This is a genomic window from Methyloversatilis sp. RAC08 (assembly GCF_001713355.1).
Classification (GTDB): domain Bacteria; phylum Pseudomonadota; class Gammaproteobacteria; order Burkholderiales; family Rhodocyclaceae; genus Methyloversatilis.
On sequence record NZ_CP016448.1, the window covers coordinates 3,391,939 to 3,410,311 of the forward strand.

General features: G+C 62.2%; 23 protein-coding genes and 1 tRNA gene. 14 read left to right on the forward strand and 10 right to left on the reverse strand.

All coding sequences use genetic code 11. The features are described 5' to 3' along the window. The first annotated feature begins 43 nt into the window (after positions 1-43). The 13 genes from thrS (at position 44) to rpoS (ending at position 11,004) form a co-directional block, all read left to right on the forward strand. The gene (thrS, locus tag BSY238_RS15360) at positions 44-1,966 is read left to right on the forward strand and encodes a threonine--tRNA ligase (protein ID WP_069039915.1); all 1,923 of its coding nucleotides are present in this window, start codon (positions 44-46) and stop codon (positions 1,964-1,966) included. After that, positions 1,929-2,516, forward strand: coding sequence for a translation initiation factor IF-3 (gene infC, locus BSY238_RS15365; protein ID WP_083224068.1), 588 nt, complete (start codon positions 1,929-1,931; stop codon positions 2,514-2,516). Before thrS ends, infC begins: the two co-directional genes overlap by 38 nt. Positions 2,517-2,685: 169 nt before the next feature. Continuing rightward, entirely contained in the window at positions 2,686-2,883 is a 198-nt protein-coding gene (gene rpmI, locus BSY238_RS15370) for a 50S ribosomal protein L35 (protein WP_008062636.1), read from the forward strand. A gap of 12 nt (positions 2,884-2,895) precedes the next feature. Next, positions 2,896-3,252 carry a 50S ribosomal protein L20 gene (gene rplT / locus BSY238_RS15375; RefSeq protein WP_069039916.1) on the forward strand — a complete coding sequence of 119 codons (357 nt, stop codon included), beginning with the start codon at positions 2,896-2,898 and terminating at the stop codon, positions 3,250-3,252. Positions 3,253-3,321: 69 nt separating this feature from the next. Continuing rightward, complete coding sequence (locus tag BSY238_RS15380; RefSeq protein WP_069039917.1) at positions 3,322-4,353, forward strand: phenylalanine--tRNA ligase subunit alpha; 1,032 nt, start codon at positions 3,322-3,324, stop codon at positions 4,351-4,353. Between the two features lie 12 nt (positions 4,354-4,365). After that, complete coding sequence (pheT, locus tag BSY238_RS15385; protein ID WP_069039918.1) at positions 4,366-6,735, forward strand: phenylalanine--tRNA ligase subunit beta; 2,370 nt, start codon at positions 4,366-4,368, stop codon at positions 6,733-6,735. A gap of 33 nt (positions 6,736-6,768) precedes the next feature. Next, positions 6,769-7,077, forward strand: coding sequence for an integration host factor subunit alpha (locus tag BSY238_RS15390; protein ID WP_069039919.1), 309 nt, complete (start codon positions 6,769-6,771; stop codon positions 7,075-7,077). After that, positions 7,061-7,429 carry a MerR family transcriptional regulator gene (locus tag BSY238_RS15395; protein WP_069039920.1) on the forward strand — a complete coding sequence of 123 codons (369 nt, stop codon included), beginning with the start codon at positions 7,061-7,063 and terminating at the stop codon, positions 7,427-7,429. The genes BSY238_RS15390 and BSY238_RS15395 overlap by 17 nt, the downstream gene beginning before the upstream one ends. Positions 7,430-7,500: 71 nt before the next feature. Next, a tRNA-Pro gene (locus tag BSY238_RS15400) sits at positions 7,501-7,577 on the forward strand. Positions 7,578-7,661: 84 nt separating this feature from the next. Next, positions 7,662-8,405: a 5'/3'-nucleotidase SurE gene (gene surE / locus BSY238_RS15405; RefSeq protein WP_069039921.1), complete on the forward strand. Its 744-nt coding sequence runs from the start codon at positions 7,662-7,664 to the stop codon at positions 8,403-8,405. After that, positions 8,402-9,055, forward strand: a complete 654-nt coding sequence (locus BSY238_RS15410) for a protein-L-isoaspartate(D-aspartate) O-methyltransferase (RefSeq protein ID WP_069039922.1) — start codon at positions 8,402-8,404, stop codon at positions 9,053-9,055. The genes surE and BSY238_RS15410 overlap by 4 nt, the downstream gene beginning before the upstream one ends. After that, positions 9,052-10,047, forward strand: a complete 996-nt coding sequence (locus tag BSY238_RS15415) for a peptidoglycan DD-metalloendopeptidase family protein (protein ID WP_069039923.1) — start codon at positions 9,052-9,054, stop codon at positions 10,045-10,047. Before BSY238_RS15410 ends, BSY238_RS15415 begins: the two co-directional genes overlap by 4 nt. A gap of 3 nt (positions 10,048-10,050) precedes the next feature. Continuing rightward, positions 10,051-11,004 carry an RNA polymerase sigma factor RpoS gene (gene rpoS, locus BSY238_RS15420; RefSeq protein WP_069039924.1) on the forward strand — a complete coding sequence of 318 codons (954 nt, stop codon included), beginning with the start codon at positions 10,051-10,053 and terminating at the stop codon, positions 11,002-11,004. A gap of 229 nt (positions 11,005-11,233) precedes the next feature. On the opposite strand, the gene fliR is transcribed toward rpoS, so the two are convergent. Genes fliR through BSY238_RS18945 form a run of 5 tightly spaced genes read right to left on the reverse strand, consistent with a single transcriptional unit; the run spans position 11,234 to position 13,644 of the window. Beyond that, the gene (gene fliR / locus BSY238_RS15425; RefSeq protein WP_069039925.1) at positions 11,234-12,007 is read right to left on the reverse strand and encodes a flagellar biosynthetic protein FliR; all 774 of its coding nucleotides are present in this window, start codon (positions 12,005-12,007) and stop codon (positions 11,234-11,236) included. A 7-nt stretch (positions 12,008-12,014) separates the two neighbouring features. Further along, entirely contained in the window at positions 12,015-12,284 is a 270-nt protein-coding gene (fliQ, locus tag BSY238_RS15430; RefSeq protein ID WP_069039926.1) for a flagellar biosynthesis protein FliQ, read from the reverse strand. Positions 12,285-12,297: 13 nt separating this feature from the next. Continuing rightward, a complete protein-coding gene (gene fliP / locus BSY238_RS15435) occupies positions 12,298-13,050 on the reverse strand; it encodes a flagellar type III secretion system pore protein FliP (RefSeq protein ID WP_083224069.1) in 753 nt (250 codons plus the stop codon). Then, positions 13,047-13,466: a flagellar biosynthetic protein FliO gene (fliO, locus tag BSY238_RS15440; RefSeq protein ID WP_069039927.1), complete on the reverse strand. Its 420-nt coding sequence runs from the start codon at positions 13,464-13,466 to the stop codon at positions 13,047-13,049. Before fliO ends, fliP begins: the two co-directional genes overlap by 4 nt. A 52-nt stretch (positions 13,467-13,518) precedes the next feature. After that, on the reverse strand, positions 13,519-13,644 hold the full coding sequence (locus BSY238_RS18945; RefSeq protein WP_257784848.1) for a hypothetical protein: 126 nt from the start codon (positions 13,642-13,644) through the stop codon (positions 13,519-13,521). A 70-nt stretch (positions 13,645-13,714) separates the two neighbouring features. Here BSY238_RS18945 and BSY238_RS15445 point away from each other — a divergent pair, with 70 nt between their 5' ends. After that, positions 13,715-14,599 (forward strand): GGDEF domain-containing protein, encoded by an 885-nt coding sequence (locus tag BSY238_RS15445; protein WP_069039928.1) that lies wholly within the window; start codon positions 13,715-13,717, stop codon positions 14,597-14,599. An 87-nt stretch (positions 14,600-14,686) separates the two neighbouring features. Here the strand turns inward: BSY238_RS15445 and BSY238_RS15450 are convergent, their stop codons facing one another. The 5 genes from BSY238_RS15450 to BSY238_RS15470 all read right to left on the reverse strand — a co-directional run bounded on the left by BSY238_RS15450 (position 14,687) and on the right by BSY238_RS15470 (position 18,330). Then, positions 14,687-14,878, reverse strand: a complete 192-nt coding sequence (locus tag BSY238_RS15450; RefSeq protein WP_069039929.1) for a YqaE/Pmp3 family membrane protein — start codon at positions 14,876-14,878, stop codon at positions 14,687-14,689. A gap of 190 nt (positions 14,879-15,068) precedes the next feature. Next, positions 15,069-15,512 (reverse strand): flagellar motor switch protein FliN, encoded by a 444-nt coding sequence (gene fliN / locus BSY238_RS15455; RefSeq protein ID WP_069039930.1) that lies wholly within the window; start codon positions 15,510-15,512, stop codon positions 15,069-15,071. Beyond that, positions 15,509-16,534 carry a flagellar motor switch protein FliM gene (fliM, locus tag BSY238_RS15460; RefSeq protein ID WP_069039931.1) on the reverse strand — a complete coding sequence of 342 codons (1,026 nt, stop codon included), beginning with the start codon at positions 16,532-16,534 and terminating at the stop codon, positions 15,509-15,511. The genes fliN and fliM overlap by 4 nt, the downstream gene beginning before the upstream one ends. 29 nt (positions 16,535-16,563) lie before the next feature. Further along, complete coding sequence (locus tag BSY238_RS15465; RefSeq protein ID WP_069039932.1) at positions 16,564-17,169, reverse strand: flagellar basal body-associated FliL family protein; 606 nt, start codon at positions 17,167-17,169, stop codon at positions 16,564-16,566. A gap of 141 nt (positions 17,170-17,310) precedes the next feature. Then, positions 17,311-18,330 carry a flagellar hook-length control protein FliK gene (locus BSY238_RS15470; RefSeq protein ID WP_069039933.1) on the reverse strand — a complete coding sequence of 340 codons (1,020 nt, stop codon included), beginning with the start codon at positions 18,328-18,330 and terminating at the stop codon, positions 17,311-17,313. Positions 18,331-18,373 lie beyond the last annotated feature (43 nt).

Below are 18,373 nucleotides of genomic sequence, written 5' to 3' on the forward strand. Positions count from 1 at the left end.
AGTATTCGTTACATCCCCGTTACCGTTTTCCGGAGCATCGCCAATGGTCAATATCACCCTGCCGGATGGATCGGTCCGCAGCTTTGACGCTGCAGTCACCGTGCGCGACGTCGCGGCGTCCATCGGCGCCGGTCTGGCCAAGGCGGCGCTCGCCGGCCGTGTCGATGGCAAGCTGGTCGATACCTCATTCCTGATCGAAGGCGACGCGCAGCTGGCCATCGTCACCGACCGCGATGTCGACGGGCTGGACATGATCCGCCATTCAACGGCGCACCTGCTGGCGTATGCGGTGAAGGAACTGTTTCCGGACGCCCAGGTGACCATCGGTCCGGTGATCGACAACGGCTTCTATTACGATTTTTCCTACAAGCGCCCGTTCACGCCGGAAGATCTGGCGGCGATCGAACAGCGCATGACTGAGCTTTCGAAGAAGGACATTCCGGTGTCGCGCGAGGTATGGCAGCGCGACAAGGCGGTCGATTTCTTCAAGTCCATCGGCGAACACTACAAGGCGGAAATCATCGCGTCGATTCCGGCCGATCAGGATGTGTCGCTGTATCGAGAGGGCGAATTCATCGATCTGTGCCGCGGCCCGCACGTGCCGTCGACCGGCAAACTCAAGGTGTTCAAGCTGATGAAGGTAGCCGGAGCCTACTGGCGCGGCGATGCGAAGAACGAAATGCTGCAGCGCATTTACGGCACCGCCTGGGCCAAGAAGGACGAGCAGGACGCCTACCTGCACATGCTCGAAGAGGCGGAAAAGCGCGACCACCGGCGACTGGGCAAGCAGCTTGACCTGTTTCACATGCAGGAAGAAGCGCCTGGCATGGTGTTCTGGCACCCCAAGGGCTGGGTTGTGTGGCAGCAGATCGAGCAGTACATGCGCCATGTGCTCGACGAAGCGGGCTATCGCGAGGTGAAGACGCCGCTGATGATGGACCGCGTGCTGTGGGAGAAATCCGGTCATTGGGAGAACTACCGCGAGAACATGTTCACCACCGAGTCGGAAAAGCGCGACTACGCGGTGAAGCCGATGAACTGCCCGGGTCACGTGCAGATATTCAACAACACGATGCATTCCTATCGCGACCTGCCGTTGCGCATCGCCGAGTTCGGCTCCTGCCACCGAAATGAGCCATCCGGTGCGCTGCATGGCTTGATGCGGGTGCGCGGCTTCGTGCAGGACGATGCGCACATCTTCTGCACCGAGGCGCAGATCACGTCGGAAGTGACAGCCTTTAATGAATTGCTGCTGCGCGTCTACCGCGATTTCGGCTTCCATGATCTGGCGGTGAAGCTTTCGCTGCGTCCGGCCAAGCGCGCGGGTTCCGATGATGTGTGGGACCGTGCTGAAGCGGGTTTGCGCGATGCCTTGGCCGCATCAGGCATGCAGTGGGAAGAACTGCCGGGTGAAGGCGCTTTCTACGGCCCAAAGATCGAATATCACATCAAGGACGCCATCGGACGCTCGTGGCAGTGCGGTACGCTGCAGCTCGATTTCGTGCTGCCGGAGCGTCTGGACGCCGAATACGTCGCGGAGGACAACGGCCGTTACCGGCCCGTGATGCTGCATCGGGCAGTGCTCGGTTCGCTCGAGCGCTTCATCGGCATTCTGATCGAAAACCATGCCGGCAACTTTCCGCTGTGGCTGGCGCCGGTCCAGGTCGTCGTGATGGGTATCACGGAGGCGCAGGCGGATTACGCACAGGAAGTCACGAATGCTTTGCGCGCCGCGGGTCTGCGCGTCGAATGCGATTTGCGCGGGGAGAAAATTAACTATAAAATCCGCGAACATAGTCTGCAGAAGCTGCCTTACCAGGTCGTCGTTGGCGACAAGGAAAAGGCGGCAAAAATGGTGGCCGTGCGTGCCCGGGGAAATACTGATCTCGGGCAGATGACCCTGAGCGACTTCATGCAGCGTCTTGCTGATGAAATCGCCACGCGGGGAATCGATCGCACGGCCTGATTTTTTTCGCCTCGGGAGTACGAGCATCAGTCAGCAAAAATCGCAGCGCCTCAATTCGGAGATCAACGCCCCGGAAATACGTCTTGTTGGCGAAGAGGGTGAGCAACTGGGTATCATGTCGGCCCGTCAGGCATTGACGTTGGCAGAAGAAGCCGGTGTGGATCTGGTCGAGATTGCACCGCTCGCCAAGCCACCGGTCTGTCGTCTGATGGACTTCGGCAAGTTCAAGTACCAGGAAGCGAAGCGCGCTGCCGAGGCGAAATCGAAGCAGAAGCAGATACAGATCAAGGAAGTGAAGTTCCGTCCGGGTACGGACGAAGGCGACTACCAGATCAAGTTGCGCAACCTGTCGCGATTCCTGCAGGACGGCGACAAGGCAAAGGTCACTCTTCGCTTCCGTGGCCGCGAAATGGCGCACCAGGAGTTCGGCATCCGCCTGCTGGAACGTGTGAAGGCCGATCTTGAAGCGGTGGCGGTGGTTGAACAGTTTCCGAAGCTTGAAGGCCGTCAGCTAATCATGGTGCTGGCACCGAGCAAGAAGAAGGTCTGATTCACTCAGCCTGAAGAAGAATTTGCCGGACTTGAAGTCCGGTGATGCGCGAGGTTTTGCCTCGCGTCGCCGCGATTGAAAAATCGCGGCACAACAAGTGTTCACGGGTACGAAAGTGCTGCGAAAGGTTCGCGGCCACCTGTGAAGATGACATAAATGGAGTTTTGTCATGCCCAAGATGAAGACCAAGAAGGGCGCTGCAAAGCGCTTCAAGGTCAGGGCGAGCGGCAGCATCAAGCGTTCGCAGGCGTTCAAGCGCCACATCCTGACGAAGAAAACCACCAAGTCGAAGCGCCAGCTTCGCGGTATGACGGCGGTGCATGCGACGGACGACGCTCGCGTTCGCAACATGCTGCCCTACGCATAAGGAGCCCACGAGATGCCAAGAGTCAAACGTGGTGTAACGGCACGCGCCCGTCACAAGAAGGTACTTGATAAGGCCAAGGGTTACCGCGGCCGTCGCCATAGCGTCTATCGCATCGCCAAGGAAGCGGTGATGAAGGCGGGCCAGTACGCCTATCGCGACCGCCGTCAGAAGAAGCGTCAGTTCCGCGCGCTGTGGATCGTGCGTATCAACGCCGCTGCCCGTGAAGTCGGCCTGACCTACTCGAAGCTGATCAACGGCCTGAACAAGGCGTCGATCCAGGTTGATCGCAAGGTTCTGGCAGATCTCGCCGTATTCGACAAGGCTGCGTTCGCCGCCATCGCGAATCAGGCCAAGGCTCAGCTCGGCTAAGCGTGTTGCACGCAGAAAAAGGAGGCCTGGCCTCCTTTTTTTGTCCCCATATTGTTCGGATTCAAGTCGATGAGTGATCTGGAAGCGCTTGTTTCACAAGCGGAAAACGATTTTTCTGCGGCGGCGGATGCCGTGGCGCTGGAACAGGTCAAGGCGCGTTTTCTCGGCAAGTCCGGCAGCCTGACCGAACTGCTCAAAGGCCTCGGCAAGCTCGACCCCGACGCCCGCAAGACCGCCGGTGCGGCAATCAACATCGCCAAGCAGAAGGTAGAGGCAGCCCTTGAAGCGCGCCGCGAGGCATTGCGCCACGCGGCTCTCGAGGCCCGCCTGGCGGAAGAGTCCCTCGACGTGACCCTGCCGGGACGCGGCCATGCGAAGGGGGGTCTGCATCCCGTTACCCGCACGCTCGAACGCATCGAAGCCCTGTTCCGCGGCATCGGTTTCGATGTGGCGGATGGCCCGGAGATCGAGACCGACTTTCATAACTTCACTGCGCTGAACACGCCGGAAAACCATCCTGCGCGGTCCATGCACGACACCTTCTATCTGGAGGGGGCGAGTGACGTGATGCTGCGCACCCATACCAGCCCGATCCAGGTGCGCTACATGCAGGCGCATGTCGCGCGCCATGCAGGCGCGGCAACGATGCCGGAAATCCGCATCATTGCACCCGGTCGCGTCTATCGCGTCGATTCCGATGCCACCCACTCGCCGATGTTCCACCAGGTCGAGGGCCTTTGGGTTGGCGAGTCGGTGAGCTTCGCCGACCTGAAGGGCGTGGTTAGCGATTTCCTGCATCGTTTCTTCGAAGCCGATCGGCTCGACGTGCGCTTCCGGCCGTCCTTCTTCCCATTCACCGAGCCGTCAGCAGAAATCGACGTCGCATTTCCGAGTGGTCCGCTGGCGGGTCGCTGGCTGGAAATCGCCGGCTGCGGCATGGTTCATCCGAATGTGCTGCGCCATTGTGGCATCGACGCCGAACGTCATACCGGCTTTGCGTTCGGCTTCGGGCCCGACCGCTTGACCATGCTGCGTTATGGCATCAATGACCTGCGCCTGTTCTATGACGGCGATGTGCGTTTCCTGAGCCAGTTCCGCTGAGGTTTTAGCCCGATGAAATTTTCAGAAAAATGGTTGCGCGAGTTCGTTGACCCGGCCATCGATACGCAGGCGCTGTCGCACCTGCTGACCATGGCGGGGCTCGAAGTCGAGGAGCTTGATCCGGTGGCAGCCGCCTTTCACGGCGTTGTCGTGGCCGAAGTGTTGTCCGTTGCACCGCATCCGGACGCCGATCGTTTGCGGGTTTGCAGCGTGAATGCGGGCGGCGAGCCACTGCAGATCGTGTGCGGTGCCCCCAACGTTGCCGCTGGCATGAAGGTGCCATGCGCCACAGTGGGGGCCAGTCTGCCGGGTATCGACATCAAGAGGGCGAAACTGCGCGGTGTCGAAAGCAACGGCATGCTGTGCTCGGCGCGCGAACTCGGGCTGTCGGAGGATCATGGCGGCCTGCTCGCACTGCCCGACGATGCGCCGGTGGGTAGCGACATCCGGCATTACCTCGATCTGGATGACAACGCTTTCGTCATCAAGCTCACACCGAACCGCGCAGACTGTTTCGGCATGCTGGGCATCGCGCGCGAAGTGTCGGCGCTTACCGGTGCGCCGTTGTGCGTGCCGGAGATCGTCGCTGCGCCCGTCTCGCTGACCGAGGTGCTGCCGGTCAGCATTGAGGCACCGGATCTGTGCGGCCGTTTTTCGGGCCGTATCGTCCGCGGGGTAAATGCCCGCGCAGCGACGCCGGAGTGGATGCAGCGCCGGCTGGAACGCGCCGGCATGCGTTCGATATCCGTGCTGGTCGACATTTCCAATTACGTCATGCTGGAACTGAACCGTCCGAATCACGTGTTCGATCTCGATCGCGTGCAGGGCGGTCTGACCGTGCGCTGGGCGCGCGAGGGCGAACAACTCGTGTTGCTGAACGAGCAGACCATCACGCTGACACCGGACTGCGGCGTCATCGCCGACGAAACCGGTGTCGAAAGCTTCGCCGGCATCATGGGCGGCGCATCGACCGCGTGCTCGCTCGATACGCGCAACGTCTATGTCGAGGCCGCGTTCTGGCAACCCGATGCCATACAGGGTCGTGCCCGCCGCTATGCATTCTCCAGCGAGGCTGCTCACCGGTTCGAACGTGGCGTCGATTTTGCCGATACAGTGGCGGGCGTCGAGCGCGTCACGCAACTGATTCTCGACCTGTGCGGTGGCGAAGCCGGCCCGATCGATGACCGCATCACCCTGCTGCCGTTGCGCGAGCCGGTACGTCTGCGCCCGTCGCGCGTGTCCCGTGTGCTCGGCCTGCCGTTTGGCGACGACGCCATCGAAACCTGTCTTCAGCGCATGACGCTGCCTTTTGTACGCGATGGCAACGATTTCATCGTTCAGCCACCGACCTGGCGCTTCGATCTGTGCATCGAGGAAGACCTGATAGAGGAACTTGCCCGTCTGCACGGCTACGACAACATCCCGACCCACCCGCCGGTCGGCCGACTGGCCATGCCGGAGTTGTCCGAAGGACGTCGAAGCGCATCAAATGTGCGTCACCTGCTGGCCGATCGCGACTATCAGGAAGTGATCAACTTCGCATTCGTCGAGCGGCGCTGGGAACAGGATTTCGCCGGCAACGACACGCCGGTTGTGCTGGCCAACCCGATCGCGAGCCAGATGTCGGTCATGCGCTCGACGCTGATCGGTGGTCTGGTCGACAACGTGGTGACAAACCGTCGTCGTCAGCTCGATCGCGTGAGGGTGTTTGAAATCGGTCGCTGCTTCGCACACGACGCGCAGGCGGTGCCGGTCCCGGGTTTCGCACAGACGCTGCGCATCGCCGGACTGGCCTGGGGGGCGGTGCAAGCGGAACAGTGGGGTACCGCGTCGCGTCTGACCGACTTCTTCGATGTGAAGGGCGATGTCGAAGCGCTGGTGCTGCCTCGTCTGGCAGCGTTCGCTCCTGCGCGCCATGCGGCGCTGCATCCAGGGCGCTCGGCATCTATCAGCCTGGACGGACACGTGATCGGGTTCATCGGTGAATTGCATCCGGAGCTGGTGCAGCGCTACGAGTTGGTGAGTGCACCGCTGGTATTCGAATGCGAGCTCGAACCATTGCTCGGCAGTGCAGTACCGGCGTATCAGACCGTGTCCAGGCAGCCTGCGGTAAGACGCGATCTGGCGCTGCTTGTGCCGCGTTCGACTCCGCTTTCGCAGGTACTGGAAGGCCTTCGCAGCGCTTCGCCGGCCATCGTGCAGGACATCGCCCTGTTCGATGTGTATCAGGGTAAAGGCATATCAGAGAACGAAAAAAGCTTTGCTTTCCGTATAGTTATGCAAGATACTCAACGTACTTTGGCGGACGCTGAAGTCGATGCGACCGTTGATCAACTGGTGATGTATGCACAGCGTGAGTTCGGTGCAAAGCTGCGCGCCTGAGGCGGCAGGGCGACAGGGTTACGAGGAAGCCGCATGACCACACTGACCAAAGCCGAACTGGCGGAAATGCTGTTCGAACAGGTAGGACTGAACAAACGCGAGGCGAAGGATATGGTCGAAGCATTCTTCGACGAGATCCGTGACGCGCTCGAAAGCGGCGACGGCGTCAAGCTGTCTGGCTTCGGCAACTTCCAGTTGCGCGACAAGCCGCAGCGCCCGGGGCGCAACCCCAAAACCGGTGAGGAAATTCCGATCACCGCGCGCCGGGTTGTCACTTTTCATGCGAGCCAGAAGCTGAAGGCGGCCGTCGAGGGCATCGATTACGATGGAAACGACGAGTAAGGAACCGCTGGTCCTGCCAGCGATTCCCGCCAAGCGTTACTTCACGATCGGCGAGGTGAGCGAGCTGTGCGGCGTCAAGCCGCACGTGCTTCGCTACTGGGAGCAGGAATTCACACAGCTCAAGCCGGTGAAGCGACGCGGCAACCGGCGTTACTACCAGCATCACGAAGTGCTGCTGGTTCGCCGTATCCGCCAGCTCCTCTACGAAGAAGGCTTCACCATCAGCGGTGCACGCAACCGTCTCGACGATTCCGATCCTCGCGCGGGGGCTGCGCCGGTTTCAACGGCGAACCACGTCGACGTGGCAGAGTTGCGTGCGGCACTTCAGGAAATTCTCGATCTGCTCGCGTGACGCGAGCTTGCCGATTTTTGCGGGGCTTTCGGCTCAAGTCAGCCTGCCCCTGATATAATTTTGAGCTGAGTCGGGGCGTAGCGCAGCCTGGTAGCGCACTTGCATGGGGTGCAAGGGGTCGTGAGTTCGAATCCCACCGCCCCGACCAATTCTTCTTGCTTCAATCTGCTGTGGCTCATTCGTTGCGACATCGGTTGCAACATCGCGCCGCAACATTCGCCCTCCGTTTCCCATGCGCATTCTGTTGTCCAACGACGACGGTTACTTTGCTCCCGGCCTCGAGGCGCTTGCACGGGCTCTCGGCGAGGTTGGAGACGTGACCGTCGTGGCTCCCGAGGCTGACCGCAGCGGCGCCAGCAACTCCCTGACACTTGACCGTCCGCTCATCCTGCGGCGTGCGCGCAACGGTTTCCATTATGTCAATGGCACGCCGACAGACTGCGTTCATCTCGCTGTGACGGGCATGCTCGATCACCTTCCCGACATCGTCGTGTCGGGCATCAATGACGGCGCCAACATGGGCGACGACACGATCTATTCGGGTACCGTTGCGGCGGCGACCGAAGGGTTCCTGCTCGGTGTGCCGGCGATCGCCATGTCGATGACGCGCAAGGGCAGCGCGCATTACGATACCGCTGCCCGCATTGCGTGCGATCTGGTGCGCCGGCTGACCGACCGTCCCTTTGCAACACCGGTATTGCTCAACGTCAATGTGCCTGATCTTTCATTCGATGCGCTCAAAGGCGTACAGGTGACGCGGCTTGGCCGGCGACACAAGGCCGAGCCCGTAGTGCGGACCACCAATCCGCGCAATGAAACCGTCTACTGGGTCGGCGCTGCAGGTGCGGCTCAGGATGCCGGCGAAGGCACCGATTTTCACGCCACGGCCAATGGATTCGCATCGATCACGCCGCTGCAGATTGACCTGACCCACATGGCCCAGATGGGGCAGGTGCGCGACTGGCTGGGCGCATGACGGCAGCGGACGCAAGTCTGAGCCTGACGCGTGCGCGCGCCCGGATGGTTGAACGGCTGCGTGTTTCCGGCATCCGCGACGAAGGCGTTCTGGCTGCAATGCAGTCCATACCGCGTCATCAGTTCATCGAAGAGGCACTCGGCACGCGCGCCTACGAGGACACTGCGCTGCCGCTCGGCTTCCAGCAGACCATTTCGCAGCCCTTTGTCGTCGCACGGATGATTGAACTTCTGCGCGCTGGCGGACGTCCTCTCGGAAAGACGCTTGAAGTCGGAGCCGGGTGTGGATATCAGGCGGCCGTATTGTCGAAGCTCGCCAGTGACGTGTATGCCATCGAGCGCATTGCGCCACTGCTGGAACGTGCCAAGCGCAACCTGCGTCCTTTGCGGCTGCCGAATGTTCGCCTGAAACACGCAGATGGCATGATCGGCCTGGCTGCCGAGGCGCCGTTCGATACAATCATCGTAGCGGCGGCGGCGGCGGCGGTGCCCAAGGCCTTGCTCGATCAGTTGGCTGAAGGCGGGCGACTCGTGATTCCCGTCGGTACCACCGACCAATCGCTGAGATTGATCGAAAGACAGCCGCAGCGCTATGTCGAATCGAAACTGGACGCGGTGCGCTTCGTGCCGCTGTTGCCGGGGGTTGAATGAATAGATCGTTGTTCGCGGTGCCGGTGTTGTGTCTGCTGCTTGCGTCATGCGCAGGCACGCGGCCGGCGCCGGTTGAGGTCCGTCCGCCGGTGGGTGCGCCACCCGCCGCGGTACCGGCCACGCCCCCCGCTGCGGCCGCCTCCGCACAACGCCCCGGCGTACACATCGTCGCCAAGGGCGACACGCTGTTCAGCATCGCGCTCGAATATGGTCAGGACTGGCGCGATCTGGTGATCTGGAATCGACTCGAAAACCCCAATCTGATCAGGCTCGGGCAGGAACTGCGTGTTGCTGCGCCGGAGGGTGGCATGGAAACCCGCCCGATCGCCGCGCCGGGCGTTGAATCGCGACCCCTGGACACGCCTGCTCCGAGCGCGCCGGCAGTGACCGAGCCGCTTCCCGCGGCAGCGGACGCGATGCTCAAGCGCGAGCCGCGCGGCGGCGTTGAACCGTATTCTGAAGCGACACTCGACCGCATTCGTTCGGCCGGGATAACGCCTCAGCCGCCGGTTGCAGCCGTCGCGGCCACAATGCCCGCTGCGCCGGCGTCAACAGCCGGTGCTGCAGGGGCCGGCGCACCCGCCATCGTGACACCGCCGGACGCCGTACGTACGGAAGACGGCGTCGAGTGGAGCTGGCCGGCGAGCGGCCGCATCATCGGACGCTTTGGCGAAGGCAGCAACAAGGGCGTCGATGTTTCGGGTCGTACCGGCGACCCGGTTCTGGCAGCTGCCGGCGGTCGCGTGGTGTACGCCGGCGATGCCATGCGCGGTTATGGCAAACTGGTCATCGTCAAGCACGACAATACGTTTTTGTCCGCTTACGCGCACAACAGCAAGATACTGGTTCAGGAACGCGACACGGTAAAGCGCGGTCAGCGTATCGCCGAGCTGGGCGACAGCGACACCGAAGCCGGCAAGCCCCGTCTGCACTTTGAAATACGGCGCCAGGGCAAGCCCGTCGATCCGATGAAGTATCTGCCACCGAGATAATCCATGTCCGATCTTTCGCAACCCGAAGACGCCGAACCGGCTGAGCCCGTCGACGACGATGCCGTCGCGGGCGAGCTGGATGGCGTCGAGGTCGCGTCCGAGCCGGTCGAAGCGCCCGAGGCGGAATTCCTCGGCGATGCCACCCAGCTCTACCTGAACGAGATAGGTGCCAACCCGCTGCTGACGCCGGAGGAAGAACTCGCCCTGTCGCGCCGCGTGCGCCTGGGTGATTTCGAAGCGCGCCAGACCATGATCGAGCGCAACCTGCGCCTGGTCGTGAACATCGCAAAGCACTATCTGAACCGCGGCATGCCGCTGCTCGACCTCGTGGAAGAGGGCAATCTCGGCCTGATCCACGCGCTGGAAAAGTTCGATCCGGAACGCGGTTTCCGCTTCTCCACCTACGCCACGTGGTGGATACGGCAGAACATCGAGCGCGCGATCATGAACCAGTCGCGCACCATCCGGCTGCCGGTACACGTGGTGAAGGAACTGAACCAGGTGCTGCGCGCCATGCGCAATCTGGAGGCGCGCAGCGGTGGCGATTGCTGTGCCGAGGACATCGCAACCTTGCTCGCCAAGCCGGTCGAGGACGTGCGGCACATTCTGTCGTTGAACGAGCACACGGCTTCGCTCGATGCACCGCTCGACATCGATCCGTCGCTTTCGATCGGCGAGTCGCTCGCCGACGACAATCAGGAAGGGCCTGAGGAGCAGATCCAGAACGCAGAGATCGGCAGCCTGGTGCAGGCCTGGATCGCCCAGCTCAACGACAAGCAGCGCACGGTGATCGAGTATCGCTACGGCATCAACAACCGCGAGATCGCCACCCTGGAAGAACTGGCAGACCAGCTGAGCCTGACGCGCGAGCGGGTGCGCCAGATCCAGCTCGAGGCGCTCGCCCAGCTGCGCAAGATCCTGCGTCGGGCGGGTGTGTCGCGCGACGTGCTGCTGTAGACGTCGACCTCGGCGTCTGTCCGCGCTGCCGGCTTTGCATAGCCGGCCCGTTCAGCAGGCGCAGCGCAATGCGCTGCGAAACCCCAGAGCTCGGGAGGCTGGCTTTGCACAGCCGGCCCGTTCAGCAGGCGCAGCGCAATGCGCTGCGAAACCCCAGAGCTTGGGAGGCTGGCTTTGCACAGCCAGCCCGTTCAGCAGGCGCAGCGCAATGCGCTGCGAAACCCCTGCTTCACCCCATTGCGAGTTGGGCTACTGTTTCGAGTCCGTACTCGAACATGCGCTGCATCGCCGGTGCGATGAAGGACAGTGACAACATCAGCATCACGAAGCCGGCGATCAGCGTCACCGGAAAGCCGATGGCGAACAGGTTCAGCGCCGGTGCGGCGCGCGTGAGCACGGCCAGTGCGATATTCACCACCAGCAGCGCCGCGATCAACGGCAGCGCCAGCATCAGGCCGGCGGAAAACACCGTGCTGCCCCAGCGCGCGATGGCCAGCCAGCCATTGGCCGGGAAGAGGTCGGCACCGACCGGCCACCACTCGAAGCTGTTGCCCAGCACAGCCAGCAGCATCAGATGGCCATTGATCGACAGGAAGATCAGTGTCGCCATCAGACCGAGGAATTCCGCGATGATCGGTGACTGCGACGCATTGTCCGGGTCGTAGAACATCGCAAAGCCCAGACCCATCTGCAGGCCGATCAGCTCGCCAGCCAGATCGACCGCCGCGAACACGATGCGTATCGTGAAGCCGAGCGCGATGCCGATCAGCATCTGTTGCACCAGCGCCATCGTGCCCGGCCATGTTCCTACACTGAGCCCGGACGGCGGAAGAGTGGGCACGATCGCGAAGGTGATCAGCAGGCCGAGCGCGAGTCGGGCGCGCATGACGAAGGCGCGATTGCTGAAAACCGGTGCCGCGGCGATGAGCCCCATCACCCGCGCCAGCGGAAACAGGAAACTCGCCATCCACAGGTCGAGCTGGGCGGCGGTGACCGAAATCATTCAGTAATTAGCCGAGCAGCGACGGGATCGACGAATACAGCCGGCGCATGTAGTCGGTCATGATGGTGATCATCCACGGGCCGCCGATCACCAGCACGGCGAATACCGCGATCAGCTTAGGGATGAACGAAAGCGTCATTTCGTTTACTTGCGTCGCAGCCTGGAAGATGCTGACGATCAGGCCGGTGATCAGTGCCGCGCCCAGCATCGGTGCGGACACGAGGAGCAGGGTTTCGACGGCGTGACGGCCGATGTCGACGACGGTGGTGGGCGTCATGGTGCGCAGTCCTTCATATCTGGCCGAAACTGGAAACAAGCGTGCCGAGGATGAGGTTCCAGCCATCCACCAGCACGAACAGCATGAGCTTGAACGGCAGCGACACGATGACCGGCGACATCATCATCATGCCCATCGACATCAGCACCGAGGCGACCACCATGTCGATGATGATGAAGGGGATGAAAATGATGAAGCCGATCTGGAAGGCCGTCTTCAACTCTGACGTGACGTAGGCGGGCACGACCACGCGCATCGGCAGCTGCTCCGAATTGGCGACCTTGGGTGTGTTCGACAGGCGCATGAACAGCTCGATGTCCGGCTCGCGCACCTGCTTCAGCATGAAGGTTTTCAGCGGTTTGGCGCCCGCGTCCAGCGCCTGTTCGAAGCCGATGCGGTTCTCGCTCAGCGGCAGATAGGCCTCGGCGTAGATCTTTTCGCCGACCGGCGCCATGATGAAAAAGCTCAGGAACAGCGCCAGCCCGATCAGCACCTGGTTGGGCGGACTGGTCTGCGTGCCCATGGCCTGACGCAACAGCGACAGCACGATGATGATGCGGGTGAAGCTGGTCATCATCAGCATGACCGCCGGCAGGAAGGACAGGCTGGTCAGCAGCAGCAGGGTCTGGATGGATAGTGACCAGTTGGTGCCGCCGCCATCTGCCGGCGTACTGGTCAGTGCGGGCAGGGCTTGTGCCCACGTATCCGGGGCCGCGATGCCGCCCAGTGCGGCAAGCCCCAGTGCCGGAAGCAGGCGTCGCGTCATGATCGACCTGCTTTCAACTTCGCCAGCAGGGCACCGAAGTCTGCAGCGACCGGCTTTGCATCGGTACCGGCCGGACTGATTTCTCCGCGCGGCAGCGTTGCGATGCCGGTAACCGAGCCAGGTGCCACGCCGACCACCAGCCAGTGTTCGCCGATTTCCAGCAGGACCACGCGTTCGCGCGATCCCACCGCGATGCCTCCAACGGTGCGGATCGGTGCGCTGCCGGTCAGGCGACCGCCGGACAGGCGGCGCAGCAGCCACAGCACGGCGAACAGTGTCGCCAGCACGACACCGAGCGCGCCGACCATCTGCATGACTGCACCGGCGCCGCTGGCCGGCGCCGCAGTGGCCGCCGGCTCCGCAGCCTGAAGCAGGCCGGTGGAACAAAGAAGCAAAAGCGAGAGCCAAGTTTTCATGCGCCAAGGCTAGCGCCCGGCAGCACTCGTTCAGCGCGGGAATAGATCGGTTTTAGGGCGGCAATTTCTGCCGCACGACATCCGGCTTCGTGCGCAGCACGGCAGCATCGTTACGCATTGCCCGCCAGTCGTTGAACGTATCGCCAATGCTGGTGCCAAAAATCTTGAAATTCAGCAAGTGAAGACATGTTGATCACGATCTCGACGGCTGCAGACACTGCTCCGGACCATACCGGTAATACCCTCCCATGACGTCAGACCACTCCGGCCCGGATCGCCCCGTGCTCGCCCCGCAGACTTTGATGCGAGCGCTTGAGCAGAGCCATGAGGTGAAGGAAAAAGTCGAAGTCTGTGCTGATGAGCTCGGCACGGCGAATCAGGCCGTCAAGGCGAAGATCGCAGGCGGCGCAACGACTTTGCCGGCCCGCGAGGCGCTGGAGGACAGCCAGACAGTCGAAATCAAGGTACAGGCGTTCGCGGGTGACCTTCATGAAGTGACGGATACGCTGGCCCAGGGCATCGATGACCTGAAGGATGTCGAAGCCGCGTTGATGCAGTCCAGGGAAGCGTTGATCGAGTCGGAAGCCGCCCTGGCCGTTTCGCAGCAGGGTGAAAAGAAGGCGAGGTTCGAGGGGATGCACGACCCGCGGACGGGCTTGCCTAACCGCACTCTGTTCGATGACCGCCTTGCGCAGGCCATTTCGCTCGCCGAACGCCATGGCTGGACCCTGGCCGTCATGTTTCTCGATCTTGACCATTTCAAGGCTGTGAATGACGCGCACGGGCACGCCGCTGGCGACCGCGTGCTGGAGGAGATCGCGCGTCGGCTGATCGAACACTGTCGCGATGAAGACTCGGTATGCCGCAACGGGGGGGATGAGTTCCTCTATCTGCTCATGAACCCCCAGGGCCGGGAAAACATCGAGCGCGTGGCCAGCATGGTACTGGCGAATCTGGGCGCTCCGATCGACATGGATGACCTGCAGCTGATCATCACGCCGAGCATCGGGATTGCGCTCTATCCGGAGCATGGCGGAACCCCTGAGCAATTGATCCGGCTTGCCGATGCCGCCATGTATCGGGCAAAGCGGACAGGGAGCGGCTTTGCGATCGCCGACGCCGCCGGGCAGTAGTAGGCATTCCCCGACGAGCGCGCGCAGGCCGCTGTCCGGCGGAGCTTTCCTTGCGCTGGCGCGTGTGCCCCGAACCGACTGTGCCGGTTACCGTTTGCCGAGCGCTTCTTCGATGCGCTTGTCGGTCTTGTATTGACTCAGCGCATAGACCGCCCACAGCGCAGCCGGTATCCAGCCGATCAGCGTCAGCTGCAGGATGAGGCAAACCACGCCGGCGATCGGGCGACCGATGGTGAAGAAGACCATGAAGGGCAGAAAGATGGCGAGCAGCAGTCGCATGACGGCTCCGTGAAAAGAGGGGACGGCTAACGATACCATCCGTTGTGCAGCCCGCGAATCGCCGCGGCGTCAGCCTCCCGTACTTGCCGTGACGGTGGGCACCGACAAAAAAAGAGCGACGCCAAGGCATCGCTCTTTTTCATTCTCCAGCCGGATTCGGACCGATCTCCGGTTCGAGCGGGAGCATTCGTCAGCGCTTCAGTTTCTTCATCCGTTCGGCTGGCGTGATGATGTCGGTCAGGCGAATGCCGAACTTTTCGTTCACCACCACCACTTCGCCCTGCGCGATCAGCGTCCCGTTGACCAGCACGTCCATCGGCTCGCCGGCCATGCCGTCCAGTTCCACCACCGAACCGTGGCCCAGTTGCAGCAGATTCCGGATCGAAATCTTGGTGCGTCCCAGTTCCACCGTCAGCTGGACCGGGATGTCGAGAATCATTTCGAAGTCGCGCAGCCCTTCGGATGACTTGTTCGCCGCATCACCGAACTGCTGGAAGATGTTGGCTGGCTGGACATCCTTGGCCGCTTCTCCGTCGAGTGCGGCAAGCGCATCGTCGGCCGTGGTCTGCTCGGACATTGCAGCGGCCCAGTCGTCCTCGCTGACCTGCTCTTCGGCTTCAGCCAGATCACTCATGATGGTTCCTCACCCTTTTTCTTGCCCTGCACGTTCAGGGCGTGTTCGATCAATTCTTCCTCGCCGGCCATGAAGCGCTCGATCTTCAGCGCATAACGGCCGCCCTGTATGCCGTACTTGCATTCCAGAACCGGAATGCCATCGACCTCGGCCTGCACGGTGTCTGAAATGGTTATCGGAATGATGTCGCCAACCTTTAGGTTGTTCAGGCCGCCCAGGGTCAGAGAGCCGCCGCCCAGCTGGACGTTCAGTTCCACCGCGGCATCCTGTACCTGACGGGTGAGCAGGTTGATCCACCGGTTGTCCGAACTGACGCTGTCGCTCTGCATCGATGAATTCAGCGTGTCGCGCAGCGGCTCGACCATCGAATATGGCAGGCAGATGTGCATTTCCGCCGACACACCGCCGAGTTCCAGCGTGAAGGTCGCCGCCACGACGATTTCCGACGGCGTGGCGATATTGGCGAACTGCGAATTCATTTCCGAGCGCACGTACTCGAAATTGATCTTGAAAACAGGCTCCCACGACCGTTCGTACTCGGCGAAGAACACTTCCAGCAGACCCTGGATGATGCGTTGTTCGGTTGGCGTGAAGTCACGCCCCTCGACCCGGGTGTGGAATCGCCCGTCACCGCCGAACATGTTGTCGATGACCAGAAAGACGAGGTTCGGATCGAACACCACCAGCCCCGTGCCGCGCAGCGGTTTGACCTGTACCAGATTCAGATTGGTCGGCACGACCAGGTTGCGGATGAATTCGGAATACTTTTGCAGCCGGATCGGGCCGAGCGAAATTTCGGCGCTGCGCTGCATGAAATTGAACAGGCCGATGCGCAGATAGCGGGCAAAACGCTCGTGTATCAGCTCCAGCGTGGGCATACGCCCGCGCACGATTCTTTCCTGGGTGCCGAGGTTGTACGGGCGTACGCCGCTCGTGTCTTCGACTTCGGCTACATCGTCGGCTTCGCCAGTGACGCCCTTGAGCAGGGCATCAACCTCCTCCTGGGAAAGAAAATCGGACATCGCGTTTCCTCGCGGCGACCGGCCTGGGCCTACTGGACGATGAAGGACGTGAACAACACGGCCTCCACGGGTCCGACAGGCTCTTCCGGTTCGCCCTTCTTGTTGGTCGGTACTTCGCCAACGATGGCGTTGATGGAATTCCTCATTTCGCCTGCAAGTGCTTCCCGGCCTGCTGTCGTACCCAGCTCCGACGCCTTCTTGCCGGACAGCAGCATCAGCACATGGTGGCGGATCTCCGGCATGTACGCCTTCAGGTTGTCGGCGGCAGGCTGTTCTTCGACCTTGACCGAGGCCTTGACCTGCAGGTATTGATCGACCTGCGTTTCCGGCGCCAGATTGACCGTGAAGGGGTCGAGTTCCACGAACACGGGGGGCAGGCCCTTGGCTTCCGCTTCCTTCTTCTTCTTGAGCTTGGCTTTTTTGGCGGCGAGGGCCTTGGCGTCCGGGTCTTCCTCGCTCATTTCGTCGGCGTGCTCGTCGTCGCCCTCTTCGGCATGACTGCCGGACATCATGAACATGGCGGCGGCACCGCCGACGACGACCAGCAGCACGACGGCAAGGATGATGAAGAGCATTTTCTTGCTCTTCTTGGGGGCGTCGGCGGCGACGTCGTCTGCGGTGGCGGCTTTTGCCATGTTGTGCGCTCCTGTATGGATCGGGATTGTCGGCGGGTACTGACGCCTTTCAATGATCGAATAACGGCCGAATGTCCCGTTTTTTTAGCGCCGATACAGGCGGCGCCATCAGGAGCGCGTTTTCATCCTGCTTCCTGGGTGCTAGGCGAACAGATCAACAAGGCCGCTGCCGCGCCGTGCTGCCGGTGCGATCAGCAGTTCGCCCTCGCCATTCCCATCGCGCCCGCGCTCGCCGCGCTGGCCGCCCTGGCCCTGCTCGCCGGAGCGCTGTTCGCCGCTCACATTGGTGTCGCCGAGCGAAATGCCGCCTTCCGCGAGCATTTCACGCAATCGGGGCATGGCCTGCTCCAGCGCTTCCCGCACTTGCGGGTTGGCCGATACGAACTGTGCCGTGCTCAGATCGCCGCCGATCTGCAACGAAATTTCGATCCGACCCAGGTGCGGTGGCGTCAGGATCAGTTCTGCGCGGCTGTTGCCGTTTTCGGCCAGCCAGGTCACCTGGTGGCCGATGTCGTCCGCCCAGCCAGGATGCGTGATCGGGGTGGCAACGGCCATTTCGGTGGCGGGCTTTTGTGCCGTGCTCAAATGGGCGCGGAAATCGCCCTGGGCGAGCTGCGGCGTCGCTGGCTGACCAACGTCCATCCGGGAGTCGCCCGCCAGCAGTGCGTCCGGCAGATTCTTGCCGTTCGCTTCGCCGGTGCCGTCTGTTGCGGCGGCAATCGCTGCCGCCGGCAAGTCGCCCGACGCCTCGCGCCCTGCTTTCCGGCCGCCTTGGCCGGTCAGATCGAGATCCAGGTCGGACTGTTCGACCGGCGCATCTCCCCGGCCCGAAAGCCGTTCGACGACGGACAGGGCGGCCGGAACGAGCAGGCCCACCGGCAGCAGCTCGGTCGCGATGCGGGCCGGATCGGCGCTCAGCGCATCCAGCAGATCGACCTTCTCGTCGTCCGGCGCACCGCTGCCATCATCGAGCAGCTTCGCCAGCAAGGCGGCGCGCGGGTCTTCGGGCGCGTTCTTCAAAGAGTCCTGCAGCAAGTTTGCAAATGCCGTCGCGGCGTCTTCGGGCGACGCATCGGCACCGATGCCGCGCGCTTCGCCTACCGGGCCGCTTGACGCGAGCGGCGTGGCGGACGAGGGCAGGCTGAGCTTGATGTCTGACATGGGAAATCCTCCGTTGATGGAGGGGTATAAGCAGCTAGCGTGC